Source organism: Lysobacter sp. M15 (genome assembly GCF_022662515.1).
Lineage (GTDB): Bacteria > Pseudomonadota > Gammaproteobacteria > Xanthomonadales > Xanthomonadaceae > JAKPBU01.
Genome location: NZ_JAKPBV010000005.1, coordinates 62,794 through 78,780 on the forward strand (window position 1 = coordinate 62,794; position 15,987 = coordinate 78,780).

General features: G+C 67.1%; 15 protein-coding genes. 13 read left to right on the forward strand and 2 right to left on the reverse strand.

The window, feature by feature from the left end; genetic code table 11:
• Positions 1–58 precede the first annotated feature (58 nt).
• The 10 genes from MC380_RS03890 (at position 59) to MC380_RS03935 (ending at position 12,657) form a co-directional block, all read left to right on the forward strand.
• Positions 59–1,681 carry an oligopeptide:H+ symporter gene (locus MC380_RS03890; RefSeq protein WP_242163164.1) on the forward strand — a complete coding sequence of 541 codons (1,623 nt, stop codon included), beginning with the start codon at positions 59–61 and terminating at the stop codon, positions 1,679–1,681.
• A gap of 18 nt (positions 1,682–1,699) precedes the next feature.
• Positions 1,700–2,311: a rhomboid family intramembrane serine protease gene (locus MC380_RS03895; protein ID WP_242103951.1), complete on the forward strand. Its 612-nt coding sequence runs from the start codon at positions 1,700–1,702 to the stop codon at positions 2,309–2,311.
• Between the two features lie 112 nt (positions 2,312–2,423).
• The gene (locus tag MC380_RS03900; RefSeq protein WP_242163166.1) at positions 2,424–3,122 is read left to right on the forward strand and encodes a histone H1-like repetitive region-containing protein; all 699 of its coding nucleotides are present in this window, start codon (positions 2,424–2,426) and stop codon (positions 3,120–3,122) included.
• A 19-nt stretch (positions 3,123–3,141) separates the two neighbouring features.
• On the forward strand, positions 3,142–3,426 hold the full coding sequence (locus MC380_RS03905) for a GNAT family N-acetyltransferase (protein ID WP_242103949.1): 285 nt from the start codon (positions 3,142–3,144) through the stop codon (positions 3,424–3,426).
• Between the two features lie 42 nt (positions 3,427–3,468).
• Positions 3,469–4,182 (forward strand): pseudouridine synthase, encoded by a 714-nt coding sequence (locus tag MC380_RS03910; RefSeq protein WP_242103948.1) that lies wholly within the window; start codon positions 3,469–3,471, stop codon positions 4,180–4,182.
• Positions 4,183–4,389: 207 nt separating this feature from the next.
• Complete coding sequence (locus tag MC380_RS03915) at positions 4,390–4,602, forward strand: cold-shock protein (protein WP_242103947.1); 213 nt, start codon at positions 4,390–4,392, stop codon at positions 4,600–4,602.
• A gap of 218 nt (positions 4,603–4,820) precedes the next feature.
• Complete coding sequence (locus MC380_RS03920; RefSeq protein WP_242103946.1) at positions 4,821–5,645, forward strand: DUF3298 and DUF4163 domain-containing protein; 825 nt, start codon at positions 4,821–4,823, stop codon at positions 5,643–5,645.
• 56 nt (positions 5,646–5,701) lie between these two features.
• Entirely contained in the window at positions 5,702–6,823 is a 1,122-nt protein-coding gene (gene cfa / locus MC380_RS03925) for a cyclopropane fatty acyl phospholipid synthase (RefSeq protein WP_242163167.1), read from the forward strand.
• 326 nt (positions 6,824–7,149) lie between these two features.
• Entirely contained in the window at positions 7,150–11,760 is a 4,611-nt protein-coding gene (locus MC380_RS03930) for a DEAD/DEAH box helicase (RefSeq protein WP_242163170.1), read from the forward strand.
• 123 nt (positions 11,761–11,883) lie between these two features.
• Positions 11,884–12,657, forward strand: coding sequence for a UdgX family uracil-DNA binding protein (locus tag MC380_RS03935; RefSeq protein WP_242163171.1), 774 nt, complete (start codon positions 11,884–11,886; stop codon positions 12,655–12,657).
• A gap of 49 nt (positions 12,658–12,706) precedes the next feature.
• On the opposite strand, the gene MC380_RS03940 is transcribed toward MC380_RS03935, so the two are convergent.
• Positions 12,707–13,780 (reverse strand): DUF1615 domain-containing protein, encoded by a 1,074-nt coding sequence (locus tag MC380_RS03940; protein WP_242163173.1) that lies wholly within the window; start codon positions 13,778–13,780, stop codon positions 12,707–12,709.
• A gap of 286 nt (positions 13,781–14,066) precedes the next feature.
• On the opposite strand from MC380_RS03940, the gene MC380_RS03945 reads away from it, so the two are divergent.
• Both MC380_RS03945 and MC380_RS03950 read left to right on the forward strand, forming a co-directional pair.
• The gene (locus MC380_RS03945; protein ID WP_242103941.1) at positions 14,067–14,333 is read left to right on the forward strand and encodes a DksA/TraR family C4-type zinc finger protein; all 267 of its coding nucleotides are present in this window, start codon (positions 14,067–14,069) and stop codon (positions 14,331–14,333) included.
• Positions 14,334–14,441: 108 nt separating this feature from the next.
• Positions 14,442–14,696: a hypothetical protein gene (locus MC380_RS03950; protein ID WP_242103940.1), complete on the forward strand. Its 255-nt coding sequence runs from the start codon at positions 14,442–14,444 to the stop codon at positions 14,694–14,696.
• Between the two features lie 150 nt (positions 14,697–14,846).
• On the opposite strand, the gene MC380_RS03955 is transcribed toward MC380_RS03950, so the two are convergent.
• Positions 14,847–15,353: a hypothetical protein gene (locus tag MC380_RS03955; RefSeq protein ID WP_242103939.1), complete on the reverse strand. Its 507-nt coding sequence runs from the start codon at positions 15,351–15,353 to the stop codon at positions 14,847–14,849.
• Positions 15,354–15,520: 167 nt separating this feature from the next.
• Here MC380_RS03955 and MC380_RS03960 point away from each other — a divergent pair, with 167 nt between their 5' ends.
• Complete coding sequence (locus tag MC380_RS03960) at positions 15,521–15,946, forward strand: hypothetical protein (protein ID WP_242103938.1); 426 nt, start codon at positions 15,521–15,523, stop codon at positions 15,944–15,946.
• The last annotated feature ends 41 nt before the right edge of the window (positions 15,947–15,987 follow it).

The window sequence follows — 15,987 nt, forward strand, 5'->3', positions numbered from 1 at the left end:
ACTGCCCTCGCTCCCACGCTTGGGTTAGGCTTGCCCGGCCTGAACCACGGACCGCCGAATGACGACGATCGCCGCTGACGCACCGCCCAGGGCCCGCCTGCCTAGGCAGGTGCCGTACATCATCGGCAACGAGGCCTGCGAGCGGTTCAGCTTCTACGGGATGCGCAACATCCTGGTGCAGTTCCTGATCAGCAGCGTGATCCTGGCCTACGTTCCCGAAGGCGAACGCGAAGGCGCCGCCAAGGACATCTTCCACAGTTTCGTCATCGGTGTTTATTTCTTCCCGCTGCTGGGCGGCTGGTTGTCCGACCGGTTTTTCGGCAAGTACAACACCGTGCTGTGGTTCTCGCTGGTCTACTGCGCCGGTCATGCCTGCCTGGCGCTGTTCGACGACAATCGCCAGGGCTTCTACACCGGGCTGTTCCTGATCGCGTTGGGTTCGGGCGGGATCAAGCCGCTGGTGGTGTCGTTCGTGGGTGACCAGTTCGACCAGTCGAACAAGTCCCTGGCGAAGATCGTGTTCGACTTCTTCTACTGGACGATCAACTTCGGCAGCTTTTTCGCCTCGCTGCTGATGCCACTGTTCCTGCGCAACTACGGGCCGGCGGTGGCGTTCGGCATTCCCGGCGTGCTGATGTTCATCGCCACGCTGATCTTTTGGCTCGGCCGCAAGCAGTACGTGCGCGTGCCGCCGACCCGGGGCGAGGACCCGGATTCGTTCTACAACGTGGCCCGCACCGCCTTGACCTCTCAGGCGGCCGGGCAGGGCAGGCCTGGCCTGGCGGTCGCCATTGCCGGCGGGGTCCTCGCCGTGGCGATCCTGCTGTGCTGGGCGCTGCGACCGGCGTTCTGGCCGGAGGATTTCGGCTTCGTCATCAGTGCCTGCGTGGCGCTCGGGGTGCTGATCGCCTTCGGCGGCATCGGCGTGTCGATGCAGCTCGAGCGCGCGCGCGGCAGGCACGCGGACGCAGCCGTCGACAGCGTGCGCGCGGTGCTGCGGATCATCATCGTGTTCGCGCTGACCACGCCGTTCTGGTCGCTGTTCGATCAGAAGGCCTCCACCTGGGTGATCCAGGGCAAGGCGATGACCGTGCCGCACGACCAGTGGTGGTGGCCGAGCTTCCTGGTGAAGGAAGCCGGTCAGATGCAGGCGCTCAACCCGTTGCTGGTGATGCTGATCATCCCGTTCAACAACATCGTGCTGTATCCCGCGCTGCGGCGGATGGGCTGGGAACCGAGCGCGCTCAGGCGCATGGGCTGGGGCATCGCGTTCTCGGGCTTTGCCTGGATCGGCGCAGGCCTGATCCAGCTGAGCATCGACAGCGGTGCATCGACGTCGCTGGCCTGGCAGATGCTGCCCTACCTGCTGCTGACCTTCGGCGAGGTGCTGGTGTCGGCCACCGCGCTCGAGTTCGCCTACAGCCAGGCCACCCAGGGCATGAAGGGCATCATCATGGCGTTCTGGTACCTCGCCAGCACCTTCGGCAGCCTGTGGGTGCTGATGACCAACGCGGCGGTGCGCAACGACGGCGTCACCACATGGATCGCCGGTACCGGCTACAGCGAGAACGCGTTCCTGATGTTCTTCTTCGCCGCATTCGCCTTCGCCGCTGCGGCGGCGTTCGCACTGTACGCGCGCAGTTACCGCATGCAGGACAACTACCGCCCCGTGGCGGCCTGACCGGCAAGGACTCCACCGATGCCCATCGCCACCTTCCTGCTGATCGGCGTCACCGTGCTGGTGTCGTGGCAGGCGTTCAACAACCGCGTGCTGCTCGACCGGCTGATCCTGTGGCCACCCGCGATCGACCGCAACAGGCAGTACGACCGCCTGGTGACACACGGCTTCATCCATGCCGACGGCCAGCACCTGCTGTTCAACATGATCACGCTGTTCTTCTTCGGACGAGCGATCGAGCCGGTGTTCGTGGAGAAGATCGGCCTGGTCGGCTTCATCGCCTTCTACCTGTCGGCGATCGTGATCGCGATCCTGCCGACCTACATGAATCACCGCCACGACAGCGGCTACCGCAGCCTGGGTGCGTCCGGCGCGGTTTCGGCGGTGCTGTTTAGCTACATCCTGTTCGCGCCTTGGTCGCTGATCTATGTGTTCTTCCTGCCCGTGCCGGCGGTGCTGTATGCGGTGGCCTATATCGGCTACTCGATCTGGATGGACCGGCATGGCACCGACAACGTCAACCATAGCGCCCACCTGTGGGGCGCCGCGTACGGCGTGATGTTCACCCTGCTGCTGGAGCCGGACGTGCTCGGACTCTTCATGCAGCGGCTGATGCAGCCGTCTTTCCGCTGAGTCGGTTGTTCGCCGGCGTGACTGGCGCGGCATCATTGTGGGGCCTGTAGATCGCATCGCCTCGAGCGCCCGCGATCACTTCGCGTGAATGGACGGCGTGGTAACTGGTCACGTGTCCCCGCAATCCGCCGCAGAGGAGCGAAGCATGGCAACACGCAAAAAACCCGCCGCTCGCAAGGCTGGCACGAAGCAGACCACGAAGAAGACCGCCCCCAAGACCGCCGCGAAGGCTGGCGCGACGAAACGCCGGGCCGTCGCGAAGAAAACCCCGGCAAAGGCCGCGAGTCGTACCGCGGACCGGAAGCCATCGGCGAAGAAGGTCGCAGTCAAGAAGCCTGCAGCCAAGAAGACGGCACAGAAGCCGGCAACCAGCAAGAGGCCGGCGATCAAGAAATCGGTGGCCAAGAAGTCAGTGGCCAAGAAGTCAGTGGCCAAGAAGTCAGTGGCCAAGAAGTCAGTGGCCAAGAAGTCAGTGGCCAAGAAACCGGCAGCCGGCAGAAAACCGCCGCTAAAGAAAGTACCTGCGAAGCAGGGCACCGGCAACGCTGCCCGCAAGCGGAAGATCACCCCCGAACAGGCGCTGGCCAACACCCGCGCGCTGCTCGAAGCCAAGCATGAGCACGACCGCCAGCCGCCGCCCTGGCAGGCGCTGGGTGCTGCTCCGGGACAGGCGCCGCAGCCTGGCTTCCAGTCGGACGAGGCCGCCCAGAAGGCGGGTGAACTGCATGCGGGCGAGAGCCGAATGCAGGCCATCCAGGGCAGCATCGGTACCCAGGGTCGCCACAACCAGGGCAAGCGCGACAGCCGTTGAGGCGGGCGCCAGACATCCCATGACTGGAATCGCTGACCGGATCCGCCACGACGCCGCTGCGCGACGCTTCAGCGTCGTGGTCGACGACGAGGAGGGCTACCTCCAATACAAGGCGGGCGAGGGCGCCATCGTCATCACCCACACGGCCGTACCTGAGGCGATCGGCGGGCGCGGCATTGCCGGCGCCCTGGTGCAGGCGGCGCTCGAGTACGCGCGCGCGGCCGGCCTGAAGGTGATCCCGCGCTGTTCCTACGCAGCACGCTACTTCGACACGCACCCCGAGTACGCCGACCTGCGGGAATAGCCGGTTCCGAATGCGGCGCGCTTGTGACAGCATGCGCGCCGCATGCGCCTGAACAAATACATCAGCGACACCGGATTCGCCTCGCGGCGCGAGGCGGACCGCCTCATCTCCGAGGGCCGGGTCACGGTCAACGGCCTGCGCGCGCGCATCGGCGCGGAGCTGGGCGAGGAAGACGACGTCCGGATCGACGGCAACCGCCTGCAGGCGCGCACCGCGGCCAAGGGTCGGCGCCGGCACGTGTACATCGCCCTCAACAAGCCGGTCGGCATCACCTGCACCACCGAAGCCGGGGTCAAGGACAACATCGTCGACTTCGTAGGCCACGCCGAGCGCATCTTCCCGATCGGCCGGCTGGACAAGGATTCCGAAGGCCTGATCCTGCTCACCAGCAACGGCGACATCGTCAACCGGATCCTGCGCGCCGAAAGCCGGCTGGAGAAGGAATATCTGGTGGTCGTGAACCATCCGGTCACGCCCGAGTTCCTGCGTGGCATGAGCCGCGGGGTGCCGGTGCACGGGCAGGTCACCCTGCCGTGCAAGACCGGCAAGCTGGGGAGCCAGGGCTTCCGGATCGTGCTGACCCAGGGTCTCAATCGCCAGATCCGGCTCATGGCCGCGCACTTCGGCTACCGGGTCAAGCAGCTGCTGCGGGTGCGGATCGGCGGCGTGAAGCTGGGCCACCTCAAACCCGGGCAGTGGCGAAACCTGACCGATGCGGAGCTGCGCGGCCTGGTTCCGGACCTGCAGGACTGGTAGCCCTGCCCGGGGTCATGCCGCCCATTCACATTCGCGCTCAAAAGTGATGTATCGTGCGCGCACTGTTTCAAGCCGGGATCACGGTACATCGTGGCTCCGATGCGGTAGATCCTGTGATCCGCTACATCGTTCGCGTTACCCCTTGCTCGACAGTCTCGGCCGCGACCGTGGCCGTGTTCCATCAAACTGTTTCAAGGAGTTACGCAAATGGCCGACGAACGCCAGAATGGCACCGTCAAGTGGTTCAACGACGCCAAGGGTTTTGGTTTCATCACCCCCGAAAGCGGTCCTGACCTGTTCGTGCACTTCCGCTCCATCCAGGGCACCGGCTTCAAGTCGCTGCAGGAAGGCCAGCGGGTCAGCTTCAAGGTAGTGCAGGGCCAGAAGGGCCTGCAGGCCGATGAGGTGCAGGCGGTCTGATCCGTCTGCAAGGCAAGACCATGGAAACCCGGCTCCGGCCGGGTTTTCTTTTGGAAGGAGTTACGTCTCGTGTGTTTCCAGGGCCGCTGCGGCGGCCTGGTAGCAGTTGCGACGGATACTTGATCGCGGCGCGGTTTTCTTTTGCCTGTGTGGATGACGGCATCACATCGTCCGCGCTAACGTTTCGCCCCAATACGTTGCGAACGATGGATCGACCGATGGCACGCGTCTTGGGGAATCGACTGCTCCTCCTTGCCCTGTGCGCCGTGCTGGCAGCAGCCTGCCGGCGCGAGGCACCGGCACCCGAACCCGCGGGTCCGGCCCCCGCAACCACCACGACGGCGCCGCCACCCGCGGTGCAGCTCAAGGATGTGTCCGAACGCGATCCGCGCTACATCGTCGGCATCAGCTACCCGCCCACGGTCAACAAATACCCGGGACTGGCGGCGGAACTGAAGAAATATTCCGATGCCGCGCGGACCGAATTGCAGCAGGCCGTCGATGGCCTCGGGGCGGAGCCGCCGCCGGCACCTTACGACCTGTCGCTGAGCTTCACCCAGCTGGTGGAAACGCCGGGCGTGGTGGCGATCGCGGCCGATGGCAGCAGCTATACCGGTGGCGCGCACGGCAATCCGCTGATCGCGCGCTTCGTCTGGCTGCCACCCGAGCAGCGCCTGTTGACCGCGGCCGAGCTGATCCCCGACCCGAAGGCCTGGCAGGCGATTTCGGACTACGCCCGCGAACAGCTGCATACCAGCCTGTCCCAGCGTATCGACGCCGAGGACATGGACCCCGCCGAACGCGCCGATCTGCTCAAGAACGCCGGCCGCATGATCGAGGAAGGCACGCTGCCCGACGCCGCAAACTTCGCCCAGTTCGAGCCGGTGCTTGCCGCCGACGGCCGCATCCGCGCCCTGCGCTTCGTGTTTCCGCCCTACCAGGTCGGACCGTACGCCGACGGCACCCAGACCGTGGAGGTGCCGGCGAACGTGCTCTTGCCGAACGTCGCGCCCGCCTACCGCGGTCTGTTCGCCACCGGCTGAGCCGAGGCAGCCCGGATGCAAAACCGGCGGCTGCGGGTGGATAATCCCGCGCAGTCATGCGCACGCACGACCGCTATCGCCGGCGCCTGCAGGCCCTGCTCGGGCCGGCCGACGTGCGCCTGGACGGAGACCGCGACTGGGACATGCAGGTCCACCACCCCGGTTTCTACCCGCGGGTGCTGGCGCAGGGCTCGCTGGGTCTGGGTGAGGCCTACATGGACGGCTGGTGGGATGCCCGCTCGCTCGATGGGCTCCTGTTCCGTCTGCTCGACGCGCATGTGGACGAGCAGGTCCACAGCCTGGCCGATGCGTTCGACGCCATTCGCGCCTGGCTGACCAACCAGCAGGATCGTCGGCACAGCTTCGAGATCGGCGAGCGCCATTACGACCTCGGCAACGATCTTTACCGGGCCATGCTCGGGCGCCGCATGGTCTACAGCTGCGGCTACTGGCGCCGTGCGGAAGACCTGGACGCGGCGCAGGAGGCCAAGCTCGACCTGATCTGCCGCAAGCTCGGTCTGAAGCCGGGCATGCGCGTGCTCGATATCGGCTGCGGATGGGGCGAGGCGCTCAGGTTCGCGGCCGAGCGCTATGGGGTCAGCGGCGTGGGCATCACCGTGTCGAAGGAACAGGCCGCGCTCGCCCGCGAGCTTTGCGCCGGCCTGCCGGTGGAGATCCGGCTGCAGGATTACCGCGAACTGGACGAGCGTTTCGACCACGTTTTTTCGGTCGGCATGTTCGAGCACGTCGGGGTCAAGAACTACCGCGCCTATTTCGAGGTGGTGAAGCGCAGCCTGCGCGGCGATGGCCTGTTCCTGCTGCACAGCATCGGCAGCAACATCTCGCGCCACCGCACCGACCCGTGGATAGGGCGCTACATCTTTCCCAATTCGATGCTCCCGTCCGCCGCACAGATCGCCAGGACGGTCGAAGGCCTGTTCGTGATCGAGGACTGGCACGGTTTCGGCACCGACTACGACCTCACGCTGCAGGCGTGGCGCGCGAACGTGGAAGCGGCATGGGATGAACTGCCTGCGCGCTACGACGAGCGTTTCCGCCGCATGTGGCGCTATTACCTGGCGGGCTCGATGGCCAGCTTCCGCGCGCGCCGTATCCAGCTGTGGCAGGTGGTGCTCTCGCCACGCGGCGTGCCAGGCGGCTATGTGGCGCCGAGGTAGTCGCTTTCCCGTCGCGCCGCAGATCGCATTGCTCGTCCCGCAGCGTGCGGCAAGCCAGCCTCAGGGAGTTTGGTTTCCCCCGCCGCCGGGCGGAGAGCAGCTCTGGGCCCGCATCCAGGAAGCCTGGGCCACCGCCTTGGCTTCCGCAGGCGGGAATCCTCGCGGGTAAAGCAGGCGTTAACTCCGACGGACGGCGCTCGTAGCCGGGCTGCGTCGCATGATCTGAGATCGGGTTCGCGCAACCTGCGCGAATGCAGGGTCAATTCCGCTTGGTGTTCCAGGACGCAGTTCACCCAGCAGCCGACGCGGGCTGGGATAATTCCGCGATGCAGCGCACGCATTATCCGCCGCCGCTGGATGGATTCCATCCGGCGGTCGCTGCCTGGTTCGCGGAAACCTTTCCGACGCCGACCCAGGCGCAGGCGCTCGCCTGGCCGGCGATCCGCTCCGGGCGCCACGTGCTGGTGTCCGCGCCGACCGGTTCGGGCAAAACCCTCACCGCGTTCCTGGCGGGCATCGACGGGCTGGTGCGCGATGGTCTGGAGGGACGGCTGCAGGACGCGGTGCGCATCGTCTATGTCTCGCCGCTCAAGGCGCTGTCGAACGACATCCACGTCAACCTGGAACTGCCGTTGCAGGGCATCCGCGAGCAGCTGTCGCGGATGGGCCTTCCGGATGTCGAGATCCGCACCGCGGTGCGTACCGGCGACACCCCGCAATCCGAACGCGCCGCGCTACGCCGGCAACCGCCGCACATCCTGGTGACCACTCCCGAGTCGCTCTACGTCCTGCTGGGCTCCGAGTCCGGGCGCGCCATGCTGGCACCCGCCCGCACGGTGATCGTGGACGAGATCCACGCCGTGGCCGACGACAAGCGGGGCAGCCACCTGTCGCTGTCGCTGGAACGGCTGGAGGCGCTGTGCGGACGTCGGCTGACCCGGATAGGCGTCTCGGCGACGCAGAAGCCGATCGAGGAGGTGGCGCGGTTCCTGATCGGTGCAGGGAATCTGGCCGACAGGCAGCCTGAGCCGGATTGTGGGAGCCGTCTGGGCCGCAATTGCTCTTTTCTGGATCACGACGGCGAACGGCATTCACGGCCGAGGCCGTCCCCACAGGAACCAGTGCCCGGCTGCGAAATCGTCGACATCGGCTACACCCGGCAGCGCGACCTGGCCCTGGCATTGCCCTCGACACCGCTCTCGGTGGTGATGAGCAACGAGCAGTGGGAAGAGGTCTACAGGCAGATCGCGGAACTCGCCGGCGCGCACCGCACGACCCTCATCTTCGTCAATACCAGGCGCATGGCCGAACGCGCCGCGCGCCATCTCGGCGAACTGCTGGGCAAGGAGCATGTCGCGGCCCATCACGGCAGCCTCGCCAAGGAGCTGCGCCTGGATGCCGAGCAGCGCCTCAAGCGTGGCGAGCTGAAACTGCTGGTCGCCACGTCGTCGCTGGAGCTGGGCATCGACATCGGCGACATCGACCTGGTCTGCCAGCTCGGTTCGCCGCGCGCCATTGCCGCGTTCCTGCAGCGCGCCGGCCGCGCCGGGCATCACGTCGGAGGCATTCCGAAGGCGCGTCTGTTCCCAGCATCGCGCGACGACCTGGCCGAATGCGCGGCGCTGCTGGATTGCGTGCGGCGCGGCGAACTCGATGCGCTGCGCATCCTGACCGCGCCGCTGGACGTGCTCGCCCAGCAGATCGTGGCCGAGGTGTCCTCCCAGGAATGGGACGAAGACGCACTCTACGACTGGTTGCGGCGCGCATGGCCGTATCGCGACCTGTCGCGCACGGACTTCGACGCGGTGGTGCGCATGATCGCCGAAGGCTACGCGAGCCGTCGCGGCGTGCGTGCCGGCCTGGTGCACCGCGATGCGGTCAACCGCAAGCTGCGTGGCCGTCAGGGCGGGCGCATGACCGCGGTGATGTCGGGCGGCACCATCCCCGATACCGGCGACTACACGGTGGTGCTTGAACCCGAGGCGGTCACGATCGGCAACGTGAACGAGGATTTCGCCATCGAGAGCATGGCCGGCGACATCTTCCAGCTCGGCAATACCAGCTACCGGGTGTTGCGCATCGAGCCGGGCCGGGTGCGCGTGGAGGATGCCCAGGGTGCGCCGCCGACGATTCCGTTCTGGCTCGGAGAGGCGCCCGGGCGCACCGATGAACTCTCGTTCGGCGTGTCGCGGCTGCGTGAGGAAGTGACCCAACGCCTGGCCCCCGCGGTTGGAAACCAGTTCCCCGCGGTGGCGTTGGAGGAAGGGGCACCGACAGGCGAGGGCGCTCCCTCCACCGATGCCGGGCCCGCGCGTGCCGAGTCGCCGCCGCCCGTGGCCCGCGACAGCGCAATGGCCTGGCTCACGGGCGCGCTGGGGCTCCCGTTCGACGCTGCCCAGCAGCTGCACGATTACATCGCCGCGACCCAGGCCACGCTGGGCGCGTTGCCCACCCACAAACGCATCGTGCTCGAGCGCTTCTTCGACGAGTCCGGCGGCACCCAGCTGGTCATCCATTCGCCGTTCGGCAGCCGTGTCAACCGCGCCTGGGGCCTGGCGCTGCGCAAGCGCTTCTGCCGCAAGTTCAATTTCGAGCTGCAGGCGGCGGCCACCGAAGACGCGATCGTACTGTCGCTCTCCACCAGCCACAGCTTTCCGTTGATCGAAGTCGCCAGCTATCTGCATTCGTCCTCGGCGCTGGACGTGCTGATCCAGGCGCTGCTGGACGCGCCGCTGTTCGGGGTGCGCTGGCGCTGGAACGCCACCACCGCGCTGGCGCTGCCACGCTTCCAGGGCGGCAAGAAGGTGCCTGCACAGCTGCAGCGGATGAAGTCCGAGGATCTGCTGGCCAGCGTGTTTCCCGACCAGGTCGCCTGCCTGGAGAACATCGTCGGCGAGCGCCAGGTCCCCGACCATCCGCTGGTCGCGCAGACCATGAACGACTGTCTCTACGAAGCCATGGACGCCGCCGGCTGGCTGGAAGTCCTGCGCGGCATGGAATCGGGTGAGATCGAAGTGATCGCGCGCGATCTCACCGCGCCTTCGCCGCTGGCCATGGAGGCGATCAACGCCAAGCCCTACGCCTTCCTCGACGACGCGCCGCTGGAAGAGCGCCGCACCCAGGCGGTGCAGTCGCGTCGCTATACCGATCCGCAGGAAGCCAGCGACCTGGGTCGTCTGGATCCAGCCGCGATCGAAGCGGTGCGCGAACAGGCCTGGCCCACGCCGCGTAGCGTGGACGAAATGCACGAAGCGCTGCAGGCGCTGGGTTTTGTCACCGCGGCGGAAGCCGATGCCAACGCTTCGTGGAACGGCTGGCTGATGGCGCTGGCCAGGGACCAGCGCGCCACCCGCGTGGGCGGCGAGGCGGGCGGCCTGTGGACCTGCGCCGAACGCCTGCCGCAGCTGCGCGCGGTGTTTCCGGATGCGCCGCTGTCGCCGCCGATCGAGCCACCACCGGGGTGGGACGCCAGCGGGCACAAGCGCGAATCGTCGGCGACCGAACTCATCCGCGCGCGACTCGGGGGTCTGGGGCCGGCCACGGTCACTGCGCTTGCGCAGGCCCTGCCGGTGCCGCGCGCCGAGATCGACGTCGCGCTGCTGCAGCTGGAAGGCGAAGGCGTGGCGATGCAGGGCCGTTTCACCACCAACAATGCGGCGGCCGAGATCGAGTGGTGCGAACGTCACCTGCTCGCGCGCATCCATCGCTACACGCTGGCGAAGTTGCGGAAAGAGATCGAACCGGTCGAACCGCGCGAGTTCATGCGCTTCCTGTGCGACTGGCAGAAAGTGTCCAAAGGCACGCAGGTCAGCGGCCCGGAGGCGCTGGCGGGCGTACTCGCCCAGCTGGAAGGCTATGAAGCCCCGGCAGCAGCGTGGGAGGGCGAACTCCTCCCCGCACGCGTAAGCGATTACTCCATCGCCTGGCTCGACGATCAGTGCACGGCAGGCCGCACGCTCTGGACGCGCCTACGCGCCGCTTCCGTGGACGCCGAAGCCGCGCGTGCGCCAGCTTCGGTCCGCACCACGCCCATCGTCCTGCTGCCGCGCCGCCATGCGGGCCATTGGACATCGCTGACTTCCGGGAGCGATGCCGCGCCGCTGTCGTCGCGGGCGCAGCGCGTGCTCGATCACCTGGGCTCGCATGGCGCCTCGTTCTTCGACGACCTGGTCGACGGCGCCCGTCTGCTGCAGGCGGAACTGGAAGATGCGTTGGCGGAACTGGTCGCCCGTGGACGCATCCACTGCGACAGCTTCGCCGGGCTGCGTGCGCTGTTGATCCCCGCGTCCAGGCGCACCGGGGGTCGACGTGGCCGTCGCACCTCGCTGTTCGGGCTGCAGGACGCCGGGCGCTGGGCCGCCGTCCCGGTGGCGGTAGAACCGTCGCGCGTGGTGGCCACGGGCACTGCCGAACACGTCGCGCGCACCCTGCTGCGCCGCTACGGCGTGGTCTGCTGGCGGTTGCTCGAGCGCGAGGCCGCCTGGCTGCCGCCGTGGCGCGAACTGGTGCGGGTCCTGCACCGGCTCGAGGCGCGCGGCGAGATCCGCGGCGGGCGTTTCATCGCGGGGCTGTCCGGCGAACAGTTCGCACTGCCGGAAGCCATCGCCCTGATGCGCCAGGTGCGCAGGCGCGCGCGCGATGGCGCGTTCGTCCGCGTGGCGGCGGCCGACCCGCTCAACCTCGCCGGCACGCTGTTGCCAGGCGAGAAGGTGCCGCGTCTGCCCGGCGCCCGCCTGCTGCTGCGCGACGGGCTGGTGGCTGCAACCCTGGTCGCCGGCAATATCGAATTCGTGGACCAGGGCCTCACGCCCGACGAGCAGGCCGAGGCGCGGCGGCTGCTGCGGGGCGAGCCTTCGCATCGACTGCAAGGTTTCGGCGAAGGCGATTTCGATGCGGACATGCCGCTCACAGCTGCTGGCGCAGTTTTCGCGGATTGAGCTTGCAAGCACTTGCCGCATGACCCAGGCCGTAACATGGCCTCGTAGATGCAACCGGGGATTTCTCGCCTTTTTGGCGAGCACGCGGGTACCGTTGCGCCCCGTGGACGCGCTGGCCACGCGATGGCGTCGATACTCTGCACAGGGCTCAATCCGAGCCGACTCACACAATCGCAGGGAATCATCATTTCGTCCGGCGGGCACCTGGTCTTCTACGCGCCGAGTACGAGGAGTCAGACGATGGCCAAGCGCAAGCCGGCGAACACGGAGTCGCGTGTCCGGACAACGGTGAACGCACCGACGTCCACCGGCAACAGTCTGGCCGCGCTGCGCTCCGCCGCGAAGGGTTGCCGCAACTGCGAGCTGTGGAAGGACGCGACCCAGACCGTGTTCGGCGAAGGTCCGGCCAGGGCGCGGGTGCTGGTAGTGGGCGAACAGCCGGGCAACGAGGAGGACCTGCAGGGGCGGCCGTTCGTCGGTCCCGCCGGCAAGCTGTTCGACAAGGCGGTCGCCGAGCTCGGCCTGGATCGGTCTGCGATGTACGTCACCAACGCAGTCAAGCATTTCCGCTTCGAGATGCGCGGCAAGTTCCGCCTGCATCGCAGCCCCACGTCGGCACATGTGCGCGCCTGCCATGTCTGGCTGGAAGGCGAGCTGCGCCGGGTCAAGCCCGATATCGTCGTTTGCCTGGGTGCGATCGCCGCCAAGGCTGTGTTCGGCTCGGGGTTCGGTCTGATGCGCGAGCGCGGGACATGGCAGGAACTGCCGGGAGGTGCGCGTGGCTTCGCGACCGTGCATCCGTCGTGGGTGTTGCGCCAACGCGATTCGGCTTCACGCGAGCAGGCCTACCGCGACTTCGTCGCCGACCTGGAACTGCTTGTCGAGTCGCGGAGCTGATCAGTGGCCATGGCGGGCGATGCTGTTGTCATCGCCATAGCCGGTGTGATCAGGTCCGGCTGGCGAACGCCCTGTTCACGCAGCGCTGGTAGCGCGTCTGCACCCGGGTGGCGAACCATTCGGTGGTCAGCTCGCGCGTGATCTTTGGGCTTTGCAGGGTGATCCGCGGGATCACCGCACGCGGCAACGCGCGACCGGCCCGCTGCTCGGCCAGCGCAAACACACGCCGATAGAGCTCGGTCCGTTCGAACTCCAGTCGATCGCCTGCGAGCAGTTGCCTGTGGATCGCCTCGTGGCTCATGTCGAGCTGCGGCGCCAGGGAGCGCACTGCAGCTTCGGTGGCACCGACCCGGCCGCCTTCGAGCACGATGTCGCCGTCCAGCGCTAGCGCCACGCCGCTGGCCTCGGTCACTGCGGCCTGGAACGCCGCGTTGCGGCTGGCATACCAGCCGGCGTTGAAGTCCGCGAAACGATGGATGTGGCGATCGTAACTGGTCGGATAACCGAGCAGATGGGCGATCCCAAAGTACAGGCCGCCGCGGCGCGTGAACACCTCATGCCGGATCGAGTCACCGCCGGCGTAGGGATAGCCGTGTTCGCGCGCATGGCGCTGGGCGAAGTCGATGCTGACCTGCATCGGGCCGCCGGTGCGCACCGGGTTGCTGGCGCCCAGCAGGCGCCTGCCCAGCGGCAGCTTCGCGATCATCTCCTCGTACAGGCCGCTCAGCTCCCTCTCGGTGCGCACGCGCTCGAGGCGTTTGCCGAAGCTGCGTCCATCGGCAGATTTCAGTTTCAGCGCGGCGCTCACCACGAATCGCGGAACCTTCTTCTGCGCCGCCCGGCGGTCGATTTCCGTGCGCGCGATGCGCGCCAGTCCCGGCACGACGGGATCGGCACGATAGGTCGATTCCTGTTCCGTCACCGCCAATGCCGCACACAGATTTTCGGTGCTCGCCGGAATATCGAGCAGCTGGAAAGCCGATTGGATCTCCGCGGCCCAGCCCTGGCGGTCGCTCACGCTTGCGGGAATCAGCTGCGCCAGCTGCGCGCGTACCTCGGCGGGTGCCCGTGGCGGCGCGCGAACCGGGCGCTGTGCCGAACACGCCGCGAACAGAGCGAGCATCAGAAGCAGGCCGAAGCGGCCGACTGTGCGGAGGCCATGCCTGGGATTTTCGTTGCTGAAGGGAACGGTCAATGCGTTACCAATCTGCGTGCGATCTGCCCGGGGAGATACTCCACCATCATCTGCAATCCCATTCCGTCTGCGCCCGATGCCGGCATCCTACCTTGGCACGAACTGCGCGCCAGACGAGGTTTTGACGTGGCGTCAGTGCCGGCCCGACCGTATCGAAGAACTATTCATCCGGCCTGCGCTAAGGTTCGAAAATTCCAGCAACGGGAGACTCGCGATGGCCACCGGTTGGGCCGGCGACGGCGCGGTACAGGACCAGATCGACGCGACCATCAAGGACGCGATCCAGCGTGCGCGCAGCCAGCTGCCCAGCGGACCCGGCCTGGAACGCTGCGAGCAATGCGACACCCTCATTCCCGAGGCGCGGCGCAAGGCGATCCCGGGCGTACGCCTGTGCGTGCCATGCCAGGAAGCGCACGATGCCGAGGAGGCGGGCTTCAGCGGTTACAACCGGCGCGGCAGCAAGGACAGCCAGCTCCGCTGAGGCGTTGCCGGATCGGCGCATGAATGCTTCAGGCGCCGCCGCCACGCCGGTTCCTGAATTCGTGCGGGCGCAACGCCTTCGTAACAGGCGCGCCCGCATATTTACGGCATGAACCACGCCCAGCTGTCCAGCGCTCTCAAGGCACTCGAGCGCGACCTGCCGACCCTGTGCGCAGGCGCGGATTTCCAGCCCAGGTTCGAGGCGCAGGTCGCCCGGCTTTCCGCACAGGCCGAGGATCCCGACGATGCGCTGTACGTGATCGAACGCGCGGACACGATGCTCGGGGATTTGGGCATCGACTGGGCGCGTGGCGGTGAGTTCAACCCGCGGCAGCCGCCTGCGTCGCCGGATCGATCCTCTTGATCTTCAGTATGGGTGGCCATGACCCTGCGCGGCGCGCGCACGGTCGCGCACGAGTTCGCCCGTCGCCGCCGGCACGATCTGCCCGATATCCGTATCGGTCCTAGGGTCAGCGCGTCGCCGGCCGACAACTGCATCCATGGCCGTGAAGACTCACGCGCGCCTGGCCGGAACCGCGTCGCGATAGCGGAACGTCAACCAGATGCCTACCGCGATCGCGTAACACAGGTTGGGGATGAAGGCGCGATCCAGGCTGGTGACATGCGTGGTGAGCGCGATGTAGTTGGTGTAAGCCGCCTGCGATGCGGTGAACGCCGCCACGATCAGCATCGTGCGTACCCAGACCGGATTGCCGATGCGCATCGCCAGGATCGTGGCTTCGGAAACCGCCACGCCGATCAGGAAGGGCATCAAACCGCCAATGAGAGCCAGGCTCAGCAGATTGTCCTGGACGCGCGCTCGCAGCATCAGGTCCGCGAAGGTGACGCCAAGCGGCCGGCTCAGCAGGAACAGCAACAAGCCCGAGCAGAATGACATCACACGAACGTATTGTTCGGCGCCGCTGGAGGCCATGATGACCTTGATCGCGATCCACAGCTGGCTGGAAATCGTCAGCAGGATCAGTACCTGCTCGAGTACGGTGAAGGCATCCCATCGCATGCGTACGGTCGCGTCCAGGCGGTTGCAGGCAGGATAACCGCAGCCGTCACGCCTGTCTGCCGACGACGCTTCCTGACCCGGTCCGGAACACCGGTCCATCCGCCGTCAACGAAACCAGCCGCGCGCGGTTGTTCCTGGGGCGCGTTGTGCGCCAAAGGAGAGCCGACATGACGAAATCCTGGTTGATGACTGCCATCCTGGCGGCGTTGGTCGCCACCGGAAGTACCGATGCAGTAGCGGCGCATCGTGACCGCGACAACAACCCGCCGGGCCCGCGTGGCGGTGCCGGCACCAACTGGGAGAATCCGCCCGGTTGGCGGGGCGGCCCCGGTGCATCGCCGGACTATCGCTATTGGCGCCACCAGGGACATCGCGTCCGCTTCGACCGCGTGTCCGCCGGGTACTACTACAGCCCCGCATACGGCTACTGGCACCCCGCGTACGGGTTCTGGAATCAGGTCGCGCGCTGCTGGCTGGATGCGGACGACAATCCGCCCGGGCCACGCGGTGGCCGGGGCACGAACTGGGAAAATCCGCCCGGCTGGCGTGGTGGCCCGGGGGCATCACCGGATCGCTTCGCGCGCTGCCGATGAGCCTTGGCTGCGATGGCGGGGCGCGGTACTGGTCACCGCGC